Source organism: Nocardiopsis sp. B62 (genome assembly GCF_018070675.1).
In the GTDB taxonomy this organism is placed as follows: Bacteria; Actinomycetota; Actinomycetes; order Streptosporangiales; family Streptosporangiaceae; genus Nocardiopsis; species Nocardiopsis prasina.
In genome coordinates this window covers 89,778-107,634 of the sequence record NZ_JAGPXK010000007.1, presented here as the reverse complement: position 1 = coordinate 107,634, position 17,857 = coordinate 89,778, and the positions used below count along the sequence as shown (strand labels likewise).

Annotated in this window: 11 protein-coding genes; 5 read left to right on the top strand and 6 right to left on the bottom strand. The window is 69.4% G+C overall.

What is annotated here, in order from left to right; translation table 11 throughout:
* Nucleotides 1-185 precede the first annotated feature (185 nt).
* Complete coding sequence (locus KBX21_RS10465) at nucleotides 186-2,369, bottom strand: transglycosylase domain-containing protein (protein WP_210841780.1); 2,184 nt, start codon at nucleotides 2,367-2,369, stop codon at nucleotides 186-188.
* A 743-nt stretch (nucleotides 2,370-3,112) separates the two neighbouring features.
* Between KBX21_RS10465 and KBX21_RS10460 the strand changes: the two genes are divergently transcribed.
* The 5 genes from KBX21_RS10460 to KBX21_RS10440 all read left to right on the top strand — a co-directional run bounded on the left by KBX21_RS10460 (nucleotide 3,113) and on the right by KBX21_RS10440 (nucleotide 12,773).
* Nucleotides 3,113-5,080: an alpha-1,4-glucan--maltose-1-phosphate maltosyltransferase gene (locus KBX21_RS10460; RefSeq protein ID WP_049570748.1), complete on the top strand. Its 1,968-nt coding sequence runs from the start codon at nucleotides 3,113-3,115 to the stop codon at nucleotides 5,078-5,080.
* Nucleotides 5,081-5,184: 104 nt separating this feature from the next.
* Nucleotides 5,185-7,098 (top strand): maltose alpha-D-glucosyltransferase, encoded by a 1,914-nt coding sequence (gene treS / locus KBX21_RS10455; protein WP_210841779.1) that lies wholly within the window; start codon nucleotides 5,185-5,187, stop codon nucleotides 7,096-7,098.
* 1 nt (nucleotide 7,099) lies between these two features.
* On the top strand, nucleotides 7,100-8,479 hold the full coding sequence (locus KBX21_RS10450; RefSeq protein WP_210841778.1) for a phosphotransferase: 1,380 nt from the start codon (nucleotides 7,100-7,102) through the stop codon (nucleotides 8,477-8,479).
* Between the two features lie 178 nt (nucleotides 8,480-8,657).
* On the top strand, nucleotides 8,658-11,078 hold the full coding sequence (glgB, locus tag KBX21_RS10445; RefSeq protein WP_234003893.1) for a 1,4-alpha-glucan branching protein GlgB: 2,421 nt from the start codon (nucleotides 8,658-8,660) through the stop codon (nucleotides 11,076-11,078).
* A gap of 261 nt (nucleotides 11,079-11,339) precedes the next feature.
* Complete coding sequence (locus KBX21_RS10440; RefSeq protein ID WP_210841777.1) at nucleotides 11,340-12,773, top strand: APC family permease; 1,434 nt, start codon at nucleotides 11,340-11,342, stop codon at nucleotides 12,771-12,773.
* Nucleotides 12,774-13,105: 332 nt separating this feature from the next.
* Here KBX21_RS10440 and KBX21_RS10435 read toward each other — a convergent pair whose 3' ends face one another.
* From KBX21_RS10435 to tsf, 5 genes are all read right to left on the bottom strand, one after another.
* Nucleotides 13,106-14,287: a pyridoxal phosphate-dependent aminotransferase gene (locus KBX21_RS10435; RefSeq protein ID WP_210841776.1), complete on the bottom strand. Its 1,182-nt coding sequence runs from the start codon at nucleotides 14,285-14,287 to the stop codon at nucleotides 13,106-13,108.
* A gap of 116 nt (nucleotides 14,288-14,403) precedes the next feature.
* The gene (locus tag KBX21_RS10430; RefSeq protein WP_210841775.1) at nucleotides 14,404-15,357 is read right to left on the bottom strand and encodes a phosphatidate cytidylyltransferase; all 954 of its coding nucleotides are present in this window, start codon (nucleotides 15,355-15,357) and stop codon (nucleotides 14,404-14,406) included.
* A gap of 3 nt (nucleotides 15,358-15,360) precedes the next feature.
* Nucleotides 15,361-15,918: a ribosome recycling factor gene (frr, locus tag KBX21_RS10425; protein WP_049570728.1), complete on the bottom strand. Its 558-nt coding sequence runs from the start codon at nucleotides 15,916-15,918 to the stop codon at nucleotides 15,361-15,363.
* Nucleotides 15,919-15,983: 65 nt separating this feature from the next.
* The gene (pyrH, locus tag KBX21_RS10420; RefSeq protein ID WP_040694415.1) at nucleotides 15,984-16,727 is read right to left on the bottom strand and encodes a UMP kinase; all 744 of its coding nucleotides are present in this window, start codon (nucleotides 16,725-16,727) and stop codon (nucleotides 15,984-15,986) included.
* Nucleotides 16,728-16,951: 224 nt separating this feature from the next.
* Nucleotides 16,952-17,788, bottom strand: coding sequence for a translation elongation factor Ts (gene tsf, locus KBX21_RS10415; protein ID WP_049570726.1), 837 nt, complete (start codon nucleotides 17,786-17,788; stop codon nucleotides 16,952-16,954).
* Nucleotides 17,789-17,857 lie beyond the last annotated feature (69 nt).

The following is a 17,857-nucleotide window of genomic DNA, read 5'->3' as shown; positions in this document are numbered from 1 at the left end:
GCGTCCGACCGCGCGCCGCAGGGGGTGACGTCACCTAAGCAAGGCTGGTCTAGACCTGTCAAGATCCCCAACCACGGATTGTGAGAACACGATGACGGCGAGGCCCGCCACACGGGTCCGCGCCCCGGTCGCGTGATCGCCGTTCCCGCACGACCACCGGACCGGGGCGCGGACCCCCGGACGCCCTAGGCCTCCTCGTCGCCGTCGTCGCCGCCCCCGTCGTCGTCGCCGTCGTCGCCCCTCTGCTCCGCCGGTTCGGTCTTCGGGTCGCCGAAGCTTCCGGGCGACCCCGCGAAACTGTCCGAGGGCAGGTGATCGGTGGCGCCGCGCATGCTCTCCTGCCAGATCGGACCGGGCAGGGTGCCGCCGTAGACGATCCCGTAGTAGCGGCCGCCGATCGTCACGCTCTGGAGCGGGTTCTGCTCGCCGCCGCGCACGTCGCCCACGACCACGGCGGAGGCGAGGTTCGGGGTGTACCCGGCGAACCAGGCGTAGGCGGCCCCGTCCGTGGTGCCGGTCTTGCCCGCGGCCGGCCGACCGATGTCCAGTCCCTTGGCGGTGCCCCCGTCGAAGGTCTGCTGGAGCAGGTGGTTCACCCCGTCGGCGGCGTCCTGCTTGACCGTCCGCTCGCACTCGGAGGTGGTCTTGAGCTGCTCGCCGGTGCCCTCCTCGGTCACCGAGCGCACCGGGCGGGGCTCGCAGTACTCACCGCGTGCGGCGAAGGTCGCGTAGGAGGCGGCCACGTTCAGCGGGGACACCTCCTGGTCGCCCAGGGTGAAGGAGCTCCACACCCCGAGGTCTGCGCCGTCCGCGCGGTGCACTCCGGCCTTCTCCGCCATCTCCGAGGTCTCGCACAGGCCCACGCGCTTCTGGAGCTGGGCGAAGTAGGTGTTCACCGACCCCTTGGTCGCGCTGATCATGTTGTGGCTGCCGTCGTCGCTCTCACCGGCGTTGCGCACGTTCCACGCGGACATCCTGGTGCCGTCGCAGCCGGACATCCCGCTGACGGACATGCTCTTGGGTGAGGAGAAGCTGGTCCCGTAGCCCAGGCCCTTCTCCAGCGCCGCGGCCAGCGTGTACGTCTTGAAGGTGGACCCGGCCTGGTAACCGGAGGAGCCGCCGTCGGCCTGGTCCACGGCGAGGTTGAGGGAGGTCGTGCCCACCGCCTCGTCGTCGAACCCGTACTTCAGGTTCTGGGCCAGGGCGCGCACCCGGCCGGAGCCGGGTTCGATCATCGCCTGGGCCGCGAACTTCGTGGAGTCCTCGTGCGGGACGCGCTTTTCGATGGCCTTCTCCGCGGCGTCCTGCGCGGCCGCGTCGAGTGTCGTCCGCACGGTCAGCCCGCCCTGGACGATGCGCTGTTCGCGCTCCTCGGCGGTGCCGCCGATCAGGTCCGAGTTCCGCAGCCAGCGCATGGTGTAGTCGCAGAAGAACGGGTAGTCGCTCTCCGCGCAACTGCCTCCGCGCGGCGTGGAGTCGATGCCCAGCCCCCGCTCCTTGTGGGCCTCGGCCTCCTTGGCGTCGAGCACGTCGGTGGCCACCATGCGGTCCAGTACGACGTTGCGGCGTTCGAGCGCGCCCTCGGGGTTGTTCAGCGGGTCGTAGAACGAGGGGGCGCGCACCAGACCGGCCAGCATGGCCGCCTGGCCGGCGTCGAGGTCGGCGGCGGGGATGGAGAAGTACCGCTGCGCGGCGATCTCGACACCATGCGCGCCTCCGCCGAAGTAGGACAGGTTCAGGTACCCCTCCAGGATCTCGTCCTTGGTGAGGCGGTCCTCGACGTCGATCGCGTAGCGCAGTTCGGTGAGCTTGCGGCCCAGGTTCTGCGCGCTGGCGCCCTCGACGTCCTCCTCCGTGTCCGCGGTCTCGATGAGGAGGTTCTTCACGTACTGCTGAGTGATGGTCGAACCGCCCTGCGTGTCGCCCTGGGCGGTGCGCGCGGCGGCACGGATCACGCCGCGCAGGTCCAGGCCCTTGTGTTCGTAGAAACGGTCGTCCTCGATGGCCATGAGGGCCGTGCCCACCCACGGGCTGATGTCGTCGAGGCCCACCACGCGGCGTTCGCGTTCGGAGACCTCGGCGAAGGGCGTCCCGTCGTCGGCGGTGAGCAGGACACGGGAGGACAGGCTGGGTACGTCCAGGTCACCGGGCAGGGACATGAACCCGGCCGCCGCGTCACGGGCGACCAGTCCGGCACCTCCCACCCAGGGCATGACCAGGGCCGCCGACAACAGCCCGGCGACGACCCCGAGCCCGGACAGCCTGAGCAGCGCCTCACGCCGGTCCTGCGGCTGGTCGTGCTTCAGGAACCCCCGGAACGCCTCCAGGAACGGATCCAGGAACGGACCACCCCGGTTCGACTCCGTCACGTCGCCCCCCTACGGCCGTGTGCTGTCCGCGCGCCACGCGACACGAACACTGCGACGCCCACACTCGCAGCCGGTACGCAAAGGGAAGTCCGTCAAATCAGGCGTGTTAGCGAAAACCTTCCTCAATCCACGGCAAAGCCGTGCAGATCGTGCACGCTTCGCGAGTCAGGATGGATCGCCTGTAAACCCCCGGACCTTTCCTTGACCTGAGGGCGGTTCGGCGGCGGGTACCCGATCCGCGAGTGACAGGACACCCGAATATGGGGCGAACGTTTCCCAGGGGACTGATCGGACTCGCGAAGATGCCCGGAATCCAGCCCTCCCGCTCGTTGGCGCATTTGACAGCCCTACCCATCCCAGCCTCCTCACCAACATGCGACCTGATTTTTCCGAATTTTCATGAAGCGGAATACGAAAACAACCACAGAGGCGCCTGAATCGCTTGGTGACCTATGCCCGCATTGCGAGGTTCGCCAAGGTGAAACGCGGCAAATACCAGGTCTTGGCGCCTCCGCCTAGTGTGGCGAGGATCACATTAATACTGCGGCCTCGCCACTCTGCCAAACCCCACTAGAGGGCCGACGATAGACAGCGGAGGGCACCGAAGCCGCAATCCGGACAGGTTCCCGATCCGAGCTTTCGTTAACTCCGTATTTCCATGGATGAACTCCCGGTTATTCACGCACGAACCCTTGCCCGTGCCATCCCATAACGCCCGAACCACGACAATTACGGTGTAGCCAGTGATCGGACGACTGCCCATCCTCGACATCTCTCCACACAACGGACTCGGCCCCGTGAAAGCCGTTCCCGGTGAACGTTTCACCGTGTCCGCCACCGTCATCCGTGAGGGCCACGACTCCCTCGCCGCGGGCGTGGTCCTCCACTCCCCCAAGGGCCGCCGGGAGGCGCTGGTCCCCATGCGGGAACGGGACCGCGGGACCGACCGGTACGAGGCCGAGATCAGCCTTCCCAGCGAGGGGAACTGGTCGTTCTCGGTCGAGTCGTGGACCGACCCGTTCACCACCTGGCTGCACGTGGCCCGCGTGAAGCTCCCCCTGGACACCGACACCGAACTGGTTCTGGAAGAGGGCGCGCGCCTCCTGGCACGGGCCGCTCGGCGCACCCCTCGAACTCCCGCCCTGACCGCCGCCGCCAAGGTGCTGCGCGACACCTCCCGTTCCCCGCTGGAGCGCTTCGGGGCCGCTGTCACCGGCGAGGTCCTCGCGAAGATGGAGCGCGACCCCCTGCGCGAACTCGTCACCCGTTCCAGGCGCACCAAGGTGGCCGTCCACCGCGAACGCGCCCTCTTCGGCTCCTGGTACGAGTTCTTCCCCCGTTCGGAGGGGGCACAGGTCGACGCCGCGCCCGGCAGGGAGGTCTCCGGCACCTTCGCGACCGCCGCCAAGCGCCTGCCCGCCATCGCCGGCATGGGGTTCGACGTCGTCTACCTGCCGCCGATCCACCCCGTCGGCGAGGCCCACCGCAAGGGCCGCAACAACACCCTCCGGCCCGGACCGGGCGACCCCGGCTCGGTGTGGGCGATCGGCTCCGCTGACGGCGGCCACGACGCCGTCCACCCCGACCTCGGCACCCTCGCCGACTTCGACGCCTTCGTGGCCGAGGCCCGCGAGCACGACCTGGAGATCGCCCTTGACCTGGCCCTGCAGTGCTCGCCCGACCACCCCTGGGTGAGCGAGCACCCCGAGTGGTTCAGCAAACGCGCGGACGGGTCCATCGCCTACGCCGAGAACCCGCCGAAGAAGTACCAGGACATCTACCCGCTCTGCTTCGATCACGACTTCGAGGGCCTCTACAAGGAGTGCCTGCGTGTGGTCCGGCACTGGATCGATCACGGCGTTCGGATCTTCCGCGTCGACAACCCCCACACCAAGCCCGTCGCCTTCTGGGAGCGGCTGCTCGCCGACGTCGCCAGGCGCGACCCGGACGTGCTCTTCCTCGCCGAGGCCTTCACCCGCCCCGCCATGATGCGCACCCTGGCCAAGGTGGGCTTCCACCAGTCCTACACCTACTTCACGTGGCGCAACGGCAAGGACGAGCTCACCGACTACCTCACCGAGCTCAGCGGGGAGACCGCGCACTACCTGCGCCCGAACCTGTTCACCAACACCCCGGACATCCTCAACGCCTACCTCCAGGAGGGCGGGCGCCCCGCCTTCGAGGTCCGCGCGGTGCTCGCCGCGCTGCTCTCCCCCACCTGGGGCGTCTACTCGGGCTTCGAGCTGTGCGAGAACACCCCCGCGGCCCCGGGCAGCGAGGAGTACCTGGACTCGGAGAAGTTCCAGTACAGGCCCCGGGACTGGGCCGCCGCCGATGCCTCCGGGGACACCATCGCCCCGCTGATCACCCGGCTGAACGCGCTGCGCCGGACCCACCCCGCCCTGCGCGAGCTGCGCAACCTGCGCTTCCACCATGTGGACCGGCCCGAACTGGTGTGTTTCTCCAAGCACCGGCCCGGCGCCCCCGGTGAGCCCGACGACGTCGTGATCGCCGTCGTCAACCTCGACCCGCACCACGCCCGCGAGGCCACGGTGCACCTGGACCTGCCGTCGATCGGCCGCACGTGGGAGGAGGACCTCAGGGTGACCGACGAGCTGACCGGACGCGCGTACACCTGGCGGGCGGACAACTACGTCCGCCTCGACCCCGCGACCGGACCCGCGCACGTGCTCACCGTCCACGGCAGATGACGGGCCCTGACGAGGCGGGCGGCCACCCCGACCGGGTGCCGCCCCCTCCATCGTGCGAAAAGCCTGTTGATCAGACGTCGAACATTCTTGGTGGGGAGCAGTAGATGAGCAACGACGAGCCCGGACCCGTCGCCCACGAGCACGCCGAACACGGTCCGCTCGCCCCGGCCACCGGGGCCGCCACCGGCCCGCTCATGTCCACCGGCGGCACCAGTGATCCCCACTGGTTCAAGCACGCCGTCTTCTACGAGGTACTCGCTCGCGGGTTCTTCGACTCCAACGGCGACGGCACCGGTGACCTCACCGGGCTCGTGCGGAAGCTGGACTACCTCCAGTGGCTGGGCATCGACTGCGTCTGGCTGCTGCCGATGTACGAGTCGCCGCTGCGCGACGGCGGGTACGACATCTCGGACTACTTCAAGATCCTCCCCGAGTTCGGCAACACCGCCGACTTCGTGGAGCTCCTGGACGAGGCGCACCGCCGTGGCATCAGGGTCATCACCGACCTGGTCATGAACCACACCAGCGACCAGCACCCGTGGTTCAGGGCCTCCCGGGAGGACCCGGACGGCCCCTACGGCGACTTCTACGTGTGGTCGGACACCGACGACCTCTACGACGAGGCGCGGATCATCTTCGTCGACACCGAGACCTCCAATTGGACCTACGACGAGGTGCGCGGCCAGTACTACTGGCACCGCTTCTTCTCCCACCAGCCGGACCTCAACTTCGAGAACCCGGCGGTGCAGGAGGCGATCCTGGAGGTCCTGCGCTACTGGCTCGACCTGGGCATCGACGGGTTCCGCCTGGACGCCGTGCCGTACCTGTACGAGCGCGAGGGCACCAACTGCGAGAACCTCAAGGAGACCCACGAGTTCCTCAAGCGGGTGCGCGCCGAGGTGGACCGCCTGTACCCGGACCGGGTGCTGCTGAGCGAGGCCAACCAGTGGCCGTCGGAGGTTGTCGACTACTTCGGCGACTTCGAGTCCGGCGGCGACGAGTGCCACATGAACTTCCACTTCCCGCTGATGCCGCGCATGTTCATGGCGGTGCGGCAGGAGCAGCGGTTCCCGATCTCGGAGATCCTCGCCCAGACCCCGGAGATCCCCCGCAACTGCCAGTGGGCGATCTTCCTGCGCAACCACGACGAGCTGACCCTGGAGATGGTCACCGACGAGGAGCGCGACTACATGTACTCCGAGTACGCCAAGGAACCCCGCATGCGCGCGAACGTGGGGATCCGTCGGCGGCTCGCGCCCCTGTTGGACAACGACCGCAACCAGATCGAGCTGTTCACGGCGCTGCTGCTGTCCCTGCCCGGCTCGCCGGTCCTGTACTACGGCGACGAGATCGGGATGGGCGACAACATCTGGTTGGGCGACCGCGACGCCGTCCGCACGCCCATGCAGTGGAACTCCGACCGCAACGCCGGTTTCTCCCGGGGCGACCCCGCCCGCCTGTACCTCCCGCTGATCATGGACCCGGTCTACGGCTACCAGGCGATCAACGTGGAGTCCCAGCGCGAGAACCCGGGATCGCTGCTGAACTGGACGCGGCGGATGATCCAGATCCGCAAGCGCCACCCCGTGTTCGGTACCGGGGAGTTCACCGAGCTCAACGCCACCAACCCCAGCGTGCTGGCGTTCATCAGGGAGCACGGCGACGACCGCATGCTGTGCGTGAACAACCTGTCCCGGCACCCGCAGCCCGTGGAGCTGGACCTGTCCCGCTACGCGGGGGTCAGGCCAGTGGAGTGCGTGGGCGGGGTGAGCTTCCCGGAAATCGGTGAGCTGCCGTACCTGCTCACGCTCCCCGGCCACGGCTTCTACTGGTTCCAGCTCCCGGCCGAGCGGACCACCGAGCCGGGCTCCCAGACCCGCGAGGGCGCCCCCACCTACGGCCTGCCCTCAGCCGGGGTCAGCGCCCGGGACGCCCTCGACACCGGCCACCGCACGTCCACCACAGTGTCCGGCTCCCGGCCCGGGGACGGTGGCGGGAAGGGACACGGTCCTTACTGAGATGTCGCAGCTAGAAGAACTCCTGGCGGTCTGGCTTCCCCGGCAACGATGGTTCTCCGGCAAGGGGATACCGATCCAGCGGGTCCGGATCGAGAGCAGGTACACCCTGGTCTCGGCCGGTCCCGGCGGACCTGATCTGAACGTCCTCGTTGTGCAGGCGGGGCAGCGCGGCCTCAGCTCCCGCTACCAGGTGCTGCTCGGCTCCCGCCCGCCCCGGTCGCTGCCGCCCGACCTGGCCCGCGCCGCCATCGGCGTGTGCCAGGTCTCCGGCAGCCGTCCCCGCGTGGTGTACGACGCCGCGCACGACCCGCAGCTCACGGCTCTGCTGCTGGAACGGTTCACCGGTGGCGGGGACGGGGACCGACGCGGCCGGGTGCGCTTCCGTACCCTGCCCGGCACGACCGTGGAGGCCCTTGGTCCGGGGCGTCTGCTCACCGGTGAGCAGTCCAACACCTCCCTGGTGTACGGGCGGGACTACGTCCTCAAGACCTTCCGCAGACTCTGGCCGGGACGCAACCCGGACCTGGAGCTGAACGTGGCGCTGTCGGGCTCGCCGTACGTGGCGCGCCCGTGCGGGTGGATCGAGGCGGACCTGTCCGGTCACTCGTCACCGACCACGCTCGCCCTGCTCCAGACCTTCGTCCCGGACGCCCAGGATGGATGGGTGATGGCCACGGCCAACGTCCGCACACTGCTCGACGGTGCGGACGCCGACTTCAGCGAGGAGTCCGCACGACTGGGGCGCACCACCGCCGTGGTGCACAGTTCCCTCGCCACGGCGCTGCCCACCGACGTGCTGTCGCCCAGCGCGGCGAGCGAACTGGCAGACGCCATGGTGGAACGCCTGGCCATGGCCAGCGCGGAGGTCCCCGAGCTGGCCGAGCACGCTCCCCGGGTGATGGAGGCCTACGCCGACCTCGCCCGGTTGGACCAGCCGCTGCCGATCCAGCGCGTCCACGGCGACTACCACCTGGGGCAGGTCATCCGGCCCGAGTCCGGGTGGGTGCTGCTGGACTTCGAGGGCGAGCCGACCGTGCCGGTGCGCGAACGCCAACGGTTGTCCAGTCCGCTGCGCGACGTGGCCGGGATGCTGCGCTCCTTCGACTACGCCGCCGGGTACCTGCTGGTCGAACAGGACGACGACCCCGACCTCGCGTGGGCCGCGCGGGACTGGGCGCGGCGCAACCGGGAGGCGTTCTGCCGGGGCTACGCCGAGGGGGGCGGCGCCGATCCGGACAAGCACCTCACCGTGCTGCGGGCCTTCGAGTTCGACAAGGCGGTCTACGAGGTGTTGTACGAGGCCCGCAACCGGCCCAACTGGCTCCGGGTCCCACTGGAGTCCATCGCCACCGCCGCCGGAGCGCCACGCGTGCCCGGCTGATCCCCAGGGGCGGCCGCCGTCGAGCACCGCGGCCGCCCCCACTGTCGTCCCTCGTCCGAGCCATCGCTTCACCGCCTCCCGCCATCCGACCATTACAAGTCACCACGGAGTCGAATTGTCACCGCGCACGACCAGGAAGTCCGCGACAGCCGACGAGAAGCCAAAGGAGGCGCCGAAGATGGCCGCCGCCGGGAGCACGGCGGCGAAGGGTACGGGGTCCAAGGGCACGAAGGCGAAGGCGCCGGCCGCGAAGAAGGAGTCCGCCCCCAGCGGGGCCGTGGCCGGGAAGACCGCCGCGAAGACCGCCGCGAAGAAGCCCGCAGCCAGGAAGACCACCGCGAAGGGCACCGCGGGGAAGCCCGCCACCGGGACCACCGCGAAGCCCGCGGCAGCTACCACCTCGAAGAAGCCCGCGGCCAAGCGGCCCCGGACACCCGCCGGGATCTCCGCCGAGCTGGTCACCGAGCTGGACCGGGTCGTCGACGGCTGGCACCACGACCCGCACTCGGTTCTCGGCCTGCACGGCCGCGACCTGCGCGTCCTGCGCCCCGGAGCGGTCGAGGTGGACGCCGTCCTGCCGGACGGCTCCCGGGTCGGGCTCACCCACCGCCACCGGGGTGTCTTCTCCGCCCGGCTCCCCGCCCGCACCGCCGACTACCGCGTCGCCGTGCGCTACGAGGAGGGCGGGCCCGAGCTCGTGGAGGCCGACGCCCACCGGGTGGGACCCACCCTGGGCGAGCTGGACCTGCACCTGATCGGTGAGGGTCGGCACGAGGAGCTGTGGCGGGCGCTCGGAGCGCACACGACCACCGTCGAGAGCCCCATGGGGGAGATCCGCGGCACGCGCTTCGCCGTCTGGGCGCCCGACGCGCGCGGGGTGCGGGTGATCGGCGACTTCAACTACTGGAGCGGGATCGCGCACCCCATGCGCAGCCTGGGCGCCAACGGAGTGTGGGAGCTGTTCGTGCCCGGCATGGGCGACGGTGACCTGTACAAGTTCCAGGTCCTGGGGGCCGACGGGCACTGGCGGGACAAGGCCGACCCCATGGCGCGGCGCACCCAGATGCCCCCGGCCACGGCATCGGTGGTCACCACCTCCGAACACGTGTGGACCGACGAGCAGTGGATGGCCGAGCGCAAGGGCGCGGAGCCGCACCGCTCGCCGATGAGCGTCTACGAGGTGCATCTCGGTTCCTGGCGGCCCGGCTTGAGCTACCGGGAGCTGGCGGAGCAGCTGGTGGAGTACGTCGTCGACCTCGGCTTCACCCACGTGGAGTTCCTGCCGGTGGCGGGGCACCCCTTCGACGGTTCATGGGGCTACCAGGTCACGTCGTACTACGCGCCGACGCCGCGATTCGGCAGCCCGGACGAGTTCCGGCACCTGGTGGACTCCCTGCACCGGGCCGGGGTCGGGGTGTTCCTGGACTGGGTGCCCGCGCACTTCCCCAAGGACGAGTGGGCGCTGGCCCGGTTCGACGGGACGGCGCTGTACGAGCACCCGGACCCCCGGCGCGGTGAGCACCCCGACTGGGGAACGCTCATCTTCAACTACGGACGCACCGAGGTGCGCAACTTCCTCGTCGCCAACGCCCTGTACTGGCTGGAGGAGTTCCACGTCGACGGCCTCAGGGTGGACGCCGTGGCCTCGATGATCTACCTCGACTACTCGCGGGACTCCGGACAGTGGGAGCCCAACACCTTCGGCGGCCGGGAGAACCTGGAGGCGATCGACTTCCTCAAGGAGCTCAACACCACGGTCTACCGGCGCAACCCGAACGTGGCGATGATCGCGGAGGAGTCCACCGCGTACACGGGGGTGACCCAGCCGGTGGACATGGGCGGTCTCGGGTTCGGGCTGAAGTGGAACATGGGCTGGATGCACGACTCCCTGGAGTACGTGAAGAAGGAGCCGATCCACCGCGAGTACCACCACAACGACATCACGTTCTCGATGGTCTACGCGTACAGCGAGAACTACGTGCTGCCGTTGTCCCACGACGAGGTCGTGCACGGCAAGCAGGCGCTGTTCAACAAGCCGCCCGGTGACGAGTGGCAGCGCGCCGCGACGCTGCGGGCACTGCTGTCGTTCATGTGGTCCCACCCCGGCAAGCAGCTGCTGTTCATGGGCGGCGAGATCGCCCAGGGGCACGAGTGGTCGCACGAGGAGGGCGTGCCGTGGTGGCTGCTCCAGTTCGAGCACCACGCGGGGGCCCAGAGGCTGGTCAGGGCGCTCAACAACGCCTACCGGCCGCGTCCGGCGCTGTGGTCGCTGGACACCGACCCGGCCGGGTTCCGCTGGCTCGACGGTGGTGACCACCAGGGCAACACGCTCAGCTACCTGCGCCACGGGGAGGACGGCTCGGTGCTCGCGTGCGCGGTGAACTTCTCGCCGGTGCCCCGTCCGAACTGGCGGGTGGGCCTGCCCTCCGAGGGCCGCTGGACGTCGGTGCTCAACTCCGACGACCCGCGCTTCGGGGGTTCCGGCCACGAGGCGCCGGCGTCCGTCGACGCGCAGGCACAGGAGTGGCACGGTCAGCCGTTCTCCGCCGAGATCACCCTGCCGCCGCTGGCCGCCGTCTGGTTCGAACCCGAGCGCTGATCCGACCACGGCCCCGGGGAGTTGTCCACAGGCGACGCCCCGGGGCTTTCGCGCGCCCCGGATTCCGGTTCTACTGGGAACCCGCCCCCTCCCCCACACCCACGGGCACCAAAGATCCCGTCAACCCATCACCAACCACTCTGTACAACCCCGGCAGCGCACCTGGCCAGCACGGCACTTCTCCTCAGGACTCACACGTGTTCTCTTGTCCCCCACACGTGTGTCCCCCGACACAGGCACGACCCGTTGGGAGCCCCCTCCATGTCCAACACAAGTCCGGGTTTCGTCAAGGTCCTGGGTAGGACGGACGTCCTGGCCCTGGCCTTCGGAGCGATGATCGGCTTCGGCTGGATCGTCCTCACCGGCGACTTCGTCGACGCGGCTGGCAGCGGTGGCGCCGCCCTGGCCTTCGTCATCGGCGGCGTCGTGATGGCCTTCGTCGGCCTCACCTACGCCGAGCTGGTCTCCGCCATGCCGCACGCGGGCGGAGAACACCACTACGCCATGCGCGCCATCGGCCCCAAGGGCGCCTTCGTCGCCTCCTGGGCCATGGTGCTGGGCTACGTCTCGGTGGTCGCCTTCGAGGCGGTCGCCGTCCCGCAGACCCTCGTCTACCTGTTCCCGAACATCGAGGTCGGCCACCTGTGGACGGTCGCCGGGTACGACGTCCACGCCAGTCTGGTGGCCATCGGCGTCCTGAGCGCCGTGGCCATGACGGCGCTCAACTACGTCGGGATCCGCCCCGCCAGCGTGTTCCAGGGCGTCACCGTCCTCTTCCTGCTGGCGGCGGGCGCGGCCATGCTCACCGGCGCCTTCGTGGGCGGGTCCACCGCGAACATGGAACCCCTCTTCACCGGCGGGGCGTCCGGGATGTTCGTGGTGCTGGTCGCGGTCCCGTTCCTGTTCGTGGGCTTCGACGTCATCCCGCAGTCGGCCTCGGAGATCAGGCTGCCCTACCGACTGGTCGGGTCACTCCTGGTGGTCTCGGTCTTCTGCGCCACCGCCTGGTACGTGATGGTGATGCTGACCGCCGGCGCCGGGTTGCCCTCCTCGGACCTCCTGGGCTCCGAGCTCGCCTCGGCCGACTCCATGGCCGCCATGTGGGACAGCGCCGCCATGGGCAACCTCCTGGTCCTGGGCGGAGTGGCCGGTCTGCTCACCAGCTGGAACGCCTTCCTCATCGGTGGCAGCCGCCTCATCTACGCGATGGCGCGTTCGAGGATGCTCCCCTCCTGGTTCGGTGAGCTCCACCCGCGTTTCCGCACCCCCGCCAACGCGGTGCTGTTCATCGGCGCGCTCTCGGTCCTGGCCCCGCTCTTCGGCCGCCCGATGCTGGTGTGGCTGGTCAACGCGGGCGGCCTCAACATCGTGATCGCCTACCTGATGGTGATCGTGTGCTTCCTGGTGCTGCGTCGCCGTGAACCGGAGATGGAGCGGCCGTTCAGGGTCCGCGCGGGCACCCCGGTGGGCGTCACCGCCTTCGTCCTGGCGTTCGGCCTGTTCCTGCTCTACCTGCCCGGCATGCCCGCGGCGCTGAGCTGGCCCAACGAGTGGGGCATGGTCCTGGCCTGGTGGCTCGGCGGAGCCGCGCTCATGTGGCGCCTGCCCCGGGTCAGCCCGGGCCCCGACGCCGAGGAACGCCTCATCGACCTCATGGACTCCCGGGACGCGAGACGGAGAACCCCCACACCCTGAGCCGACCGGGCGGGCCACGGTTCCTGGGGCCGCCACCCGTCCTTGCGGCCGGTGCGCCCACGACCCGCAGGCGGCCACGGGCGCCGTCGTTGCGCTGGCGGACGCGGGCAACCGGCACGCGGGCCGACCACGAGCCCTGGGCCCTCGACCGCGCCGAGCGGTCCGGGGCCGTCCCCACCTGGGCGAACTCGTGGAGACCTGCCGGGAACTCGCCCGGGTGCTGGGCCCCTGGCCTGTCCGACGCCGACGAACGCCTCAGCGCGCGGCTGGCCGGGGGCCGCGACCGCCTGCCCCCGGCCAGCCCGGTCTCACGCGGGCCCGACCGACCGGACTCAGTTCACCCACCCGTGCCAGGAGGCCAGGCGGCGGACCGCCTCGTCCAGCACCTCGTCCTTCTTGCAGAAGGCGAAACGCAGCAGGTGCCGCCCCTCGTCCTCGCGGTCGTAGAACACCTTGGCGGGGACCGCCGCCACCCCCGCCTGACGGGGTAGGGCCCGGGCGACGTCCACGCCGTCCAGGAACCCGAGCGGACGGATGTCCGTCATCAGGAAGTAGGTGCCCTCGCAGACGTTCACGTCGAACCCGGCCCGGGTCAGACCCTCCGCGAGTCGGTCCCGCTTGCCTTGGAGCGCGATCCGCTGCCGCTCGATCCACTCCCCCTCGTTGTCCAGGGCGTCGGCGATGGCCAGCTGGAGCGCGCCGTTGGCGGAGAAGGTGAGGAACTGGTTGACCGTGCGCACCGCGCGCACCAGGGGTTCCGGGCCCGTGACCCAGCCGGTCTTCCACGCGGTGACGGCGAACGTCTTGCCCACCGAGGAGATCGACAGGGTCCGCTCGCGCATGCCCGGAAGCGTGGCCAGCGGCACGTGCTCGCGGTCGTCGAAGGTGAGGAACTCGTACACCTCGTCGGTGACCGCGATCAGGTCGTGCTCACGGCACACCCCGGCGATCACCTCCAGTTCGGCGGGCGTGAAGACCGTCCCGGTGGGGTTGTGCGGGGAGTTGACCATGATCAGCCGGGTCCGCGGGGTCACCGCCGCTCGGAGCTCGGCCGGGTCGAACGTGAAGCGTCCGCTCTCCGGGTCGCAGCGCAGCGTCACCGGTCGGCGCACCCCCGCGGCGAGTGAGATCGTCGCCGCGTAGGAGTCGTACATCGGCTCGAAGACGATCACCTCGTCCCCGGGCTCCACCAGCGCCAGCATGGACGCGGCGATCCCCGCGGTCGCACCGACGGTCACGTACACCTCGGTGTCCGGGTCGAACTCCAGGCCGTAGTGGCGGGAGCGGTAGCGGCTCACCGCCTGGCGCAGCTCCGGACGGCCCGGCCCCGGCGGGTACTGGTTCACCCCCGCCATGATGTTGCGGGAGGCCCCCTCCAGGAGGGAGCGTGGCCCGTCGGTGTCGGGGAAACCCTGCCCGAGGTTCACGGACTCGGTCTCCACGGCCAGGCGCGTCATCTCGGCGAAGATCGTCTCACCGTACTGGCGCATGCGTTCGATCAGAGGTTCATCCACCCTTCGAGCGTATCCACCCCGACCCGCTCCGGCGTCCCCGGGCACGACGAAGGCCCCCGGTCTCGTCGCGCCCAGTCATCACCGGGTGCCACGAGGCCGGGGGCCCGGCCCGTCGTCTACGGCAGGAGCAGGCTCAGCACGATCCAGACCACGGGACCCGCGATGAGCAGCGAGTCGATGCGGTCCATCAGGCCGCCGTGGCCCGGCATGAACCGGCCCATGTCCTTGACACCGAGGTCGCGCTTGAAGAGCGACTCGATGAGGTCGCCGACCGTGGCTGCCGCCACCACGGCCAGGCCGAGGACCACGCCGACCCACCAGGGGCCGCCCAGCAGCAGGGTCACGCACAGCGCGCCCGCCACCGCACAGCCCACCACGGAGCCGCCGAACCCCTCCCAGGTCTTGTTCGGGCTGATCACCGGGGCCATCTTGTGCCGACCGAGCAGGATCCCGGCGAAGTACCCGCCGATGTCACTGGAGATCGTCACCAGGATGAACACCACGAGCCGGTACTGCCCGTCCTCGGGATGCGCGATGAGCAGCATCCACGTGGCCAGCAGGAACGGCAGGTACACCAGAACGAACAGGTTCGCCGACGCGTCGGCGACGAACCCCTCCGCTCCTCCTCTCAGCCGCCAGGCCAGGCAGGAGATCGCCGTGAGGGCGGCGATACCCACCAACCAGTCCGCGCCGCCGAAGTAGGCCCCGGCCTGCATGGCCACGCCGCCCACGGCCAACGGGACCACGGCCAGGGTCATGCCCTTGCCACCGAAGGCCCGGTTGAGCTCGCGTAGGCCGATCAGCACCCCGAGCGAGGTGATGATCGTGAACAGCTGCGGCCAGGGGAAGACCGAGAAGAAGACGAGCGCGCCCAGGGCGCACCCGCTGGCGATGGCCACCGGGAGGTTGCGACCGGTCCTGACCGGTCCGCCCCCCGGTTTGTGCAGCACGAAGCGCTGCCCGGCGGCCGTGTCCGAGGCGGGGTCGCCCGCCCCGGACGGGGGAATGTCGTCGGGTCTGTGCTCCGGTGAGTGGTCATCGCCGCCGGAACCCTTGGAAGGTGTGCTCACCGGCTAAACCTCGAGAAGATCAGTTTCCTTGTGCTTCAACAGCTCGTCGATGGCGGCGACGTACTTCTGGGAAAGCTCGTCCAGCTCCGCCTGGGCGCGGTGCGCCTCGTCCTCACCGAGGTCACCGGCCTTGACGGCCTTCTCGAAGCTGTCCTTGGCGCGACGGCGCACGTTGCGGATCGAGATCTTGCTGTCCTCGGCCTTGGTGCGCGCGACCTTCACGTACTCCTTGCGGCGCTCCTCGGACAGGTCCGGGAACACCACGCGGATGACCTGGCCGTCGTCGGAGGGGTTGACGCCGAGGTCGCTGTTGCGGATCGCGTTGATGATGTCGGTGCGCGAGTTCACGTCGAACGGGGAGATGACGACCATCCGCGGCTCGGGAACCGAGAAGGACGCCAGCTGGTTGATCGGCGTGCGGGCACCGTAGTAGTCGACGGTGATCTTGTTGAAGGTGGCCGGGGTGGGGCGGCCGGTCCGGATCGTGGCGAAGTCCTCCTTCGCGACGACCACGGCCTTCTCCATCTTCTCCTCGGCCTCAAGGAGGGTTTCTTCGGTCATTGTGGCGCTCCCGGGTTCTCGGCTGGGTGTTCGTGGCTTGGGGTCGCGGCCGGACCGTCCGCTCTCTAGGCGGAGACGGGGCCGACGATGGTGCCGATCTTCTCACCGCGGACGGCGCGCAGGATGTTGCCCTGGCTCATGAGGTCGAACACGACGATGGGCAGCCCGTTGTCCATGCAGAGGCTGACGGCCGTGGCGTCCATGACCTTGAGGCCGCGGGTGAGGACCTCGTTGTAGTTGAGCTTGTCGAACTTGACCGCGTCCGGGTTGCGCTGCGGGTCGGAGTCGTAGACCCCGTCGACCTGGGTGCCCTTGAGGACCGCCTGGGCACCGATCTCCAGCGCGCGCTGAGCGGCGGTGGTGTCGGTGGAGAAGAACGGCGCTCCAAGACCGGCACCGAAGATGACCACGCGGCCCTTCTCCAGGTGGCGGATGGCGCGACGCGGAATGTAGGCCTCCGCGACCTGGCTCATGTGGATCGCGGTCTGTACGCGGGTGTCCACGCCCAGGCGCTCCAGGAAGTCCTGGAGGGCGAGGCAGTTGATGACGGTGCCGAGCATCCCCATGTAGTCGGCACGGCCGCGCTCGATCCCGCCCTCGGTGAGCTGCGCGCCGCGGAACATGTTGCCGCCACCGACGACGACGGCGACCTGGATGCCCTCGGAGACGGCTTCGGCGATGGACTCCGCCACGTACTGGACGACCTCGGGCTCGATGCCGAGACCGCCACCGCCAGCGAAAGCCTCCCCCGACAGCTTGAGCATCACACGTTTCCAACCGGAATCGTGCATGGCGGGTTCGGTGGTCATCGCTTCGTTCTCCGACACGGCCTGCGGCCTCCCTTGTTCTCCCCGAGTGGCACAGGGTCCCCCGAGTGCTCCTGCTGCGGGCGGTGGGTGCGCATGACGCCCCAAATCCGCCCATATCCACCAAAAGGTGCCGGGGAGAGAAGTCTCCCCGGCACCTCCATCATGTCAAAACCCCAGGGTGTGTGCGGTGGACGCCTTCTCGGAACGATCCACCGAACAACTCCCTAGGCCTGGCCGACCTTGAAGCGCACGAAACGCTTGACGGTGACACCGGCCTCGTCGACGACCTTCTGGACCGTCTTCTTGTTCTCCTTGACGAACGGCTGGCCGAGCAGCGTCACGTCCTTGAAGTAACCGTTGAGGCGGCCCTCCACGATCTTCGGGATCGCCTGCTCGGGCTTGCCCTCCTCGCGGGTGGTCTCCTCGGCGATGCGGCGCTCGTTGGCGACGACATCGGCGGGGACCTCGTCCTTGCTGACGTACTGCGGCGCCAGCGCGGCGATCTGCTGGGCGAGGTCCTTGCCGACCTCTTCGTCCTGCTTGTCCAGCTCGACCAGGACGCCCATGCTCGGGGGCAGGTCCGGGTCGGACTTGTGCAGGTAGCTCGCGACGTAGGCGCCGTCGAACTTGGCGATGCGGCGGAACTCGAGCTTCTCGCCGATGATCGCGCTCTTGCCCTCGATGTAGGCCTGGAGGCTCTTGCCCGGCTCGATCTCGGCGGCGGCGATGGCGGCGATGTCGTCGCCGTCCTGGGCGGCGACGAAGTCGGCGACCTCGTTGGCGAGCTCGATGAAGCCGGCGTTCTTGGCGACGAAGTCGGTCTCGCAGTTGAGCTCGATGAGGGTGGCCTTACCCTCGCTCTCCTGCTTGAGGACGACCATGCCCTGGGCGGCGGTGCGGTCCGCGCGCTTGTCGACGGACTTGGCACCCTTGATGCGCAGGGCCTCGACGGCCTTGTCGTAGTCGCCGTCGGCCTCGGTCAGGGCCTTCTTGCAGTCCATCATGCCGGCGCCGGTCGCGTCGCGCAGCTTCTTGACGTCCGCGGCGGTGAAGTTCGCCATGACTGTTCTCGGATTCCCTTGAGTGAAGTCTGATCTGGAAGTGGAGCGACCCGGGTGAGCACCGCGCGG

What these genes read in the sequence shown, in the direction of transcription:
- frr (WP_049570728.1), bottom strand. Translation starts at nt 15,918, where the DNA reads ATGACCGAAGAAACCCTCCTTGAGGCCGAGGAGAAGATGGAGAAGGCC.
- tsf (WP_049570726.1), bottom strand. Translation starts at nt 17,788, where the DNA reads ATGGCGAACTTCACCGCCGCGGACGTCAAGAAGCTGCGCGACGCGACC.
- KBX21_RS10440 (WP_210841777.1), top strand. Translation starts at nt 11,340, where the DNA reads ATGTCCAACACAAGTCCGGGTTTCGTCAAGGTCCTGGGTAGGACGGAC.
- pyrH (WP_040694415.1), bottom strand. Translation starts at nt 16,727, where the DNA reads ATGACCACCGAACCCGCCATGCACGATTCCGGTTGGAAACGTGTGATG.
- treS (WP_210841779.1), top strand. Translation starts at nt 5,185, where the DNA reads ATGAGCAACGACGAGCCCGGACCCGTCGCCCACGAGCACGCCGAACAC.
- KBX21_RS10450 (WP_210841778.1), top strand. Translation starts at nt 7,100, where the DNA reads ATGTCGCAGCTAGAAGAACTCCTGGCGGTCTGGCTTCCCCGGCAACGA.
- glgB (WP_234003893.1), top strand. Translation starts at nt 8,658, where the DNA reads ATGGCCGCCGCCGGGAGCACGGCGGCGAAGGGTACGGGGTCCAAGGGC.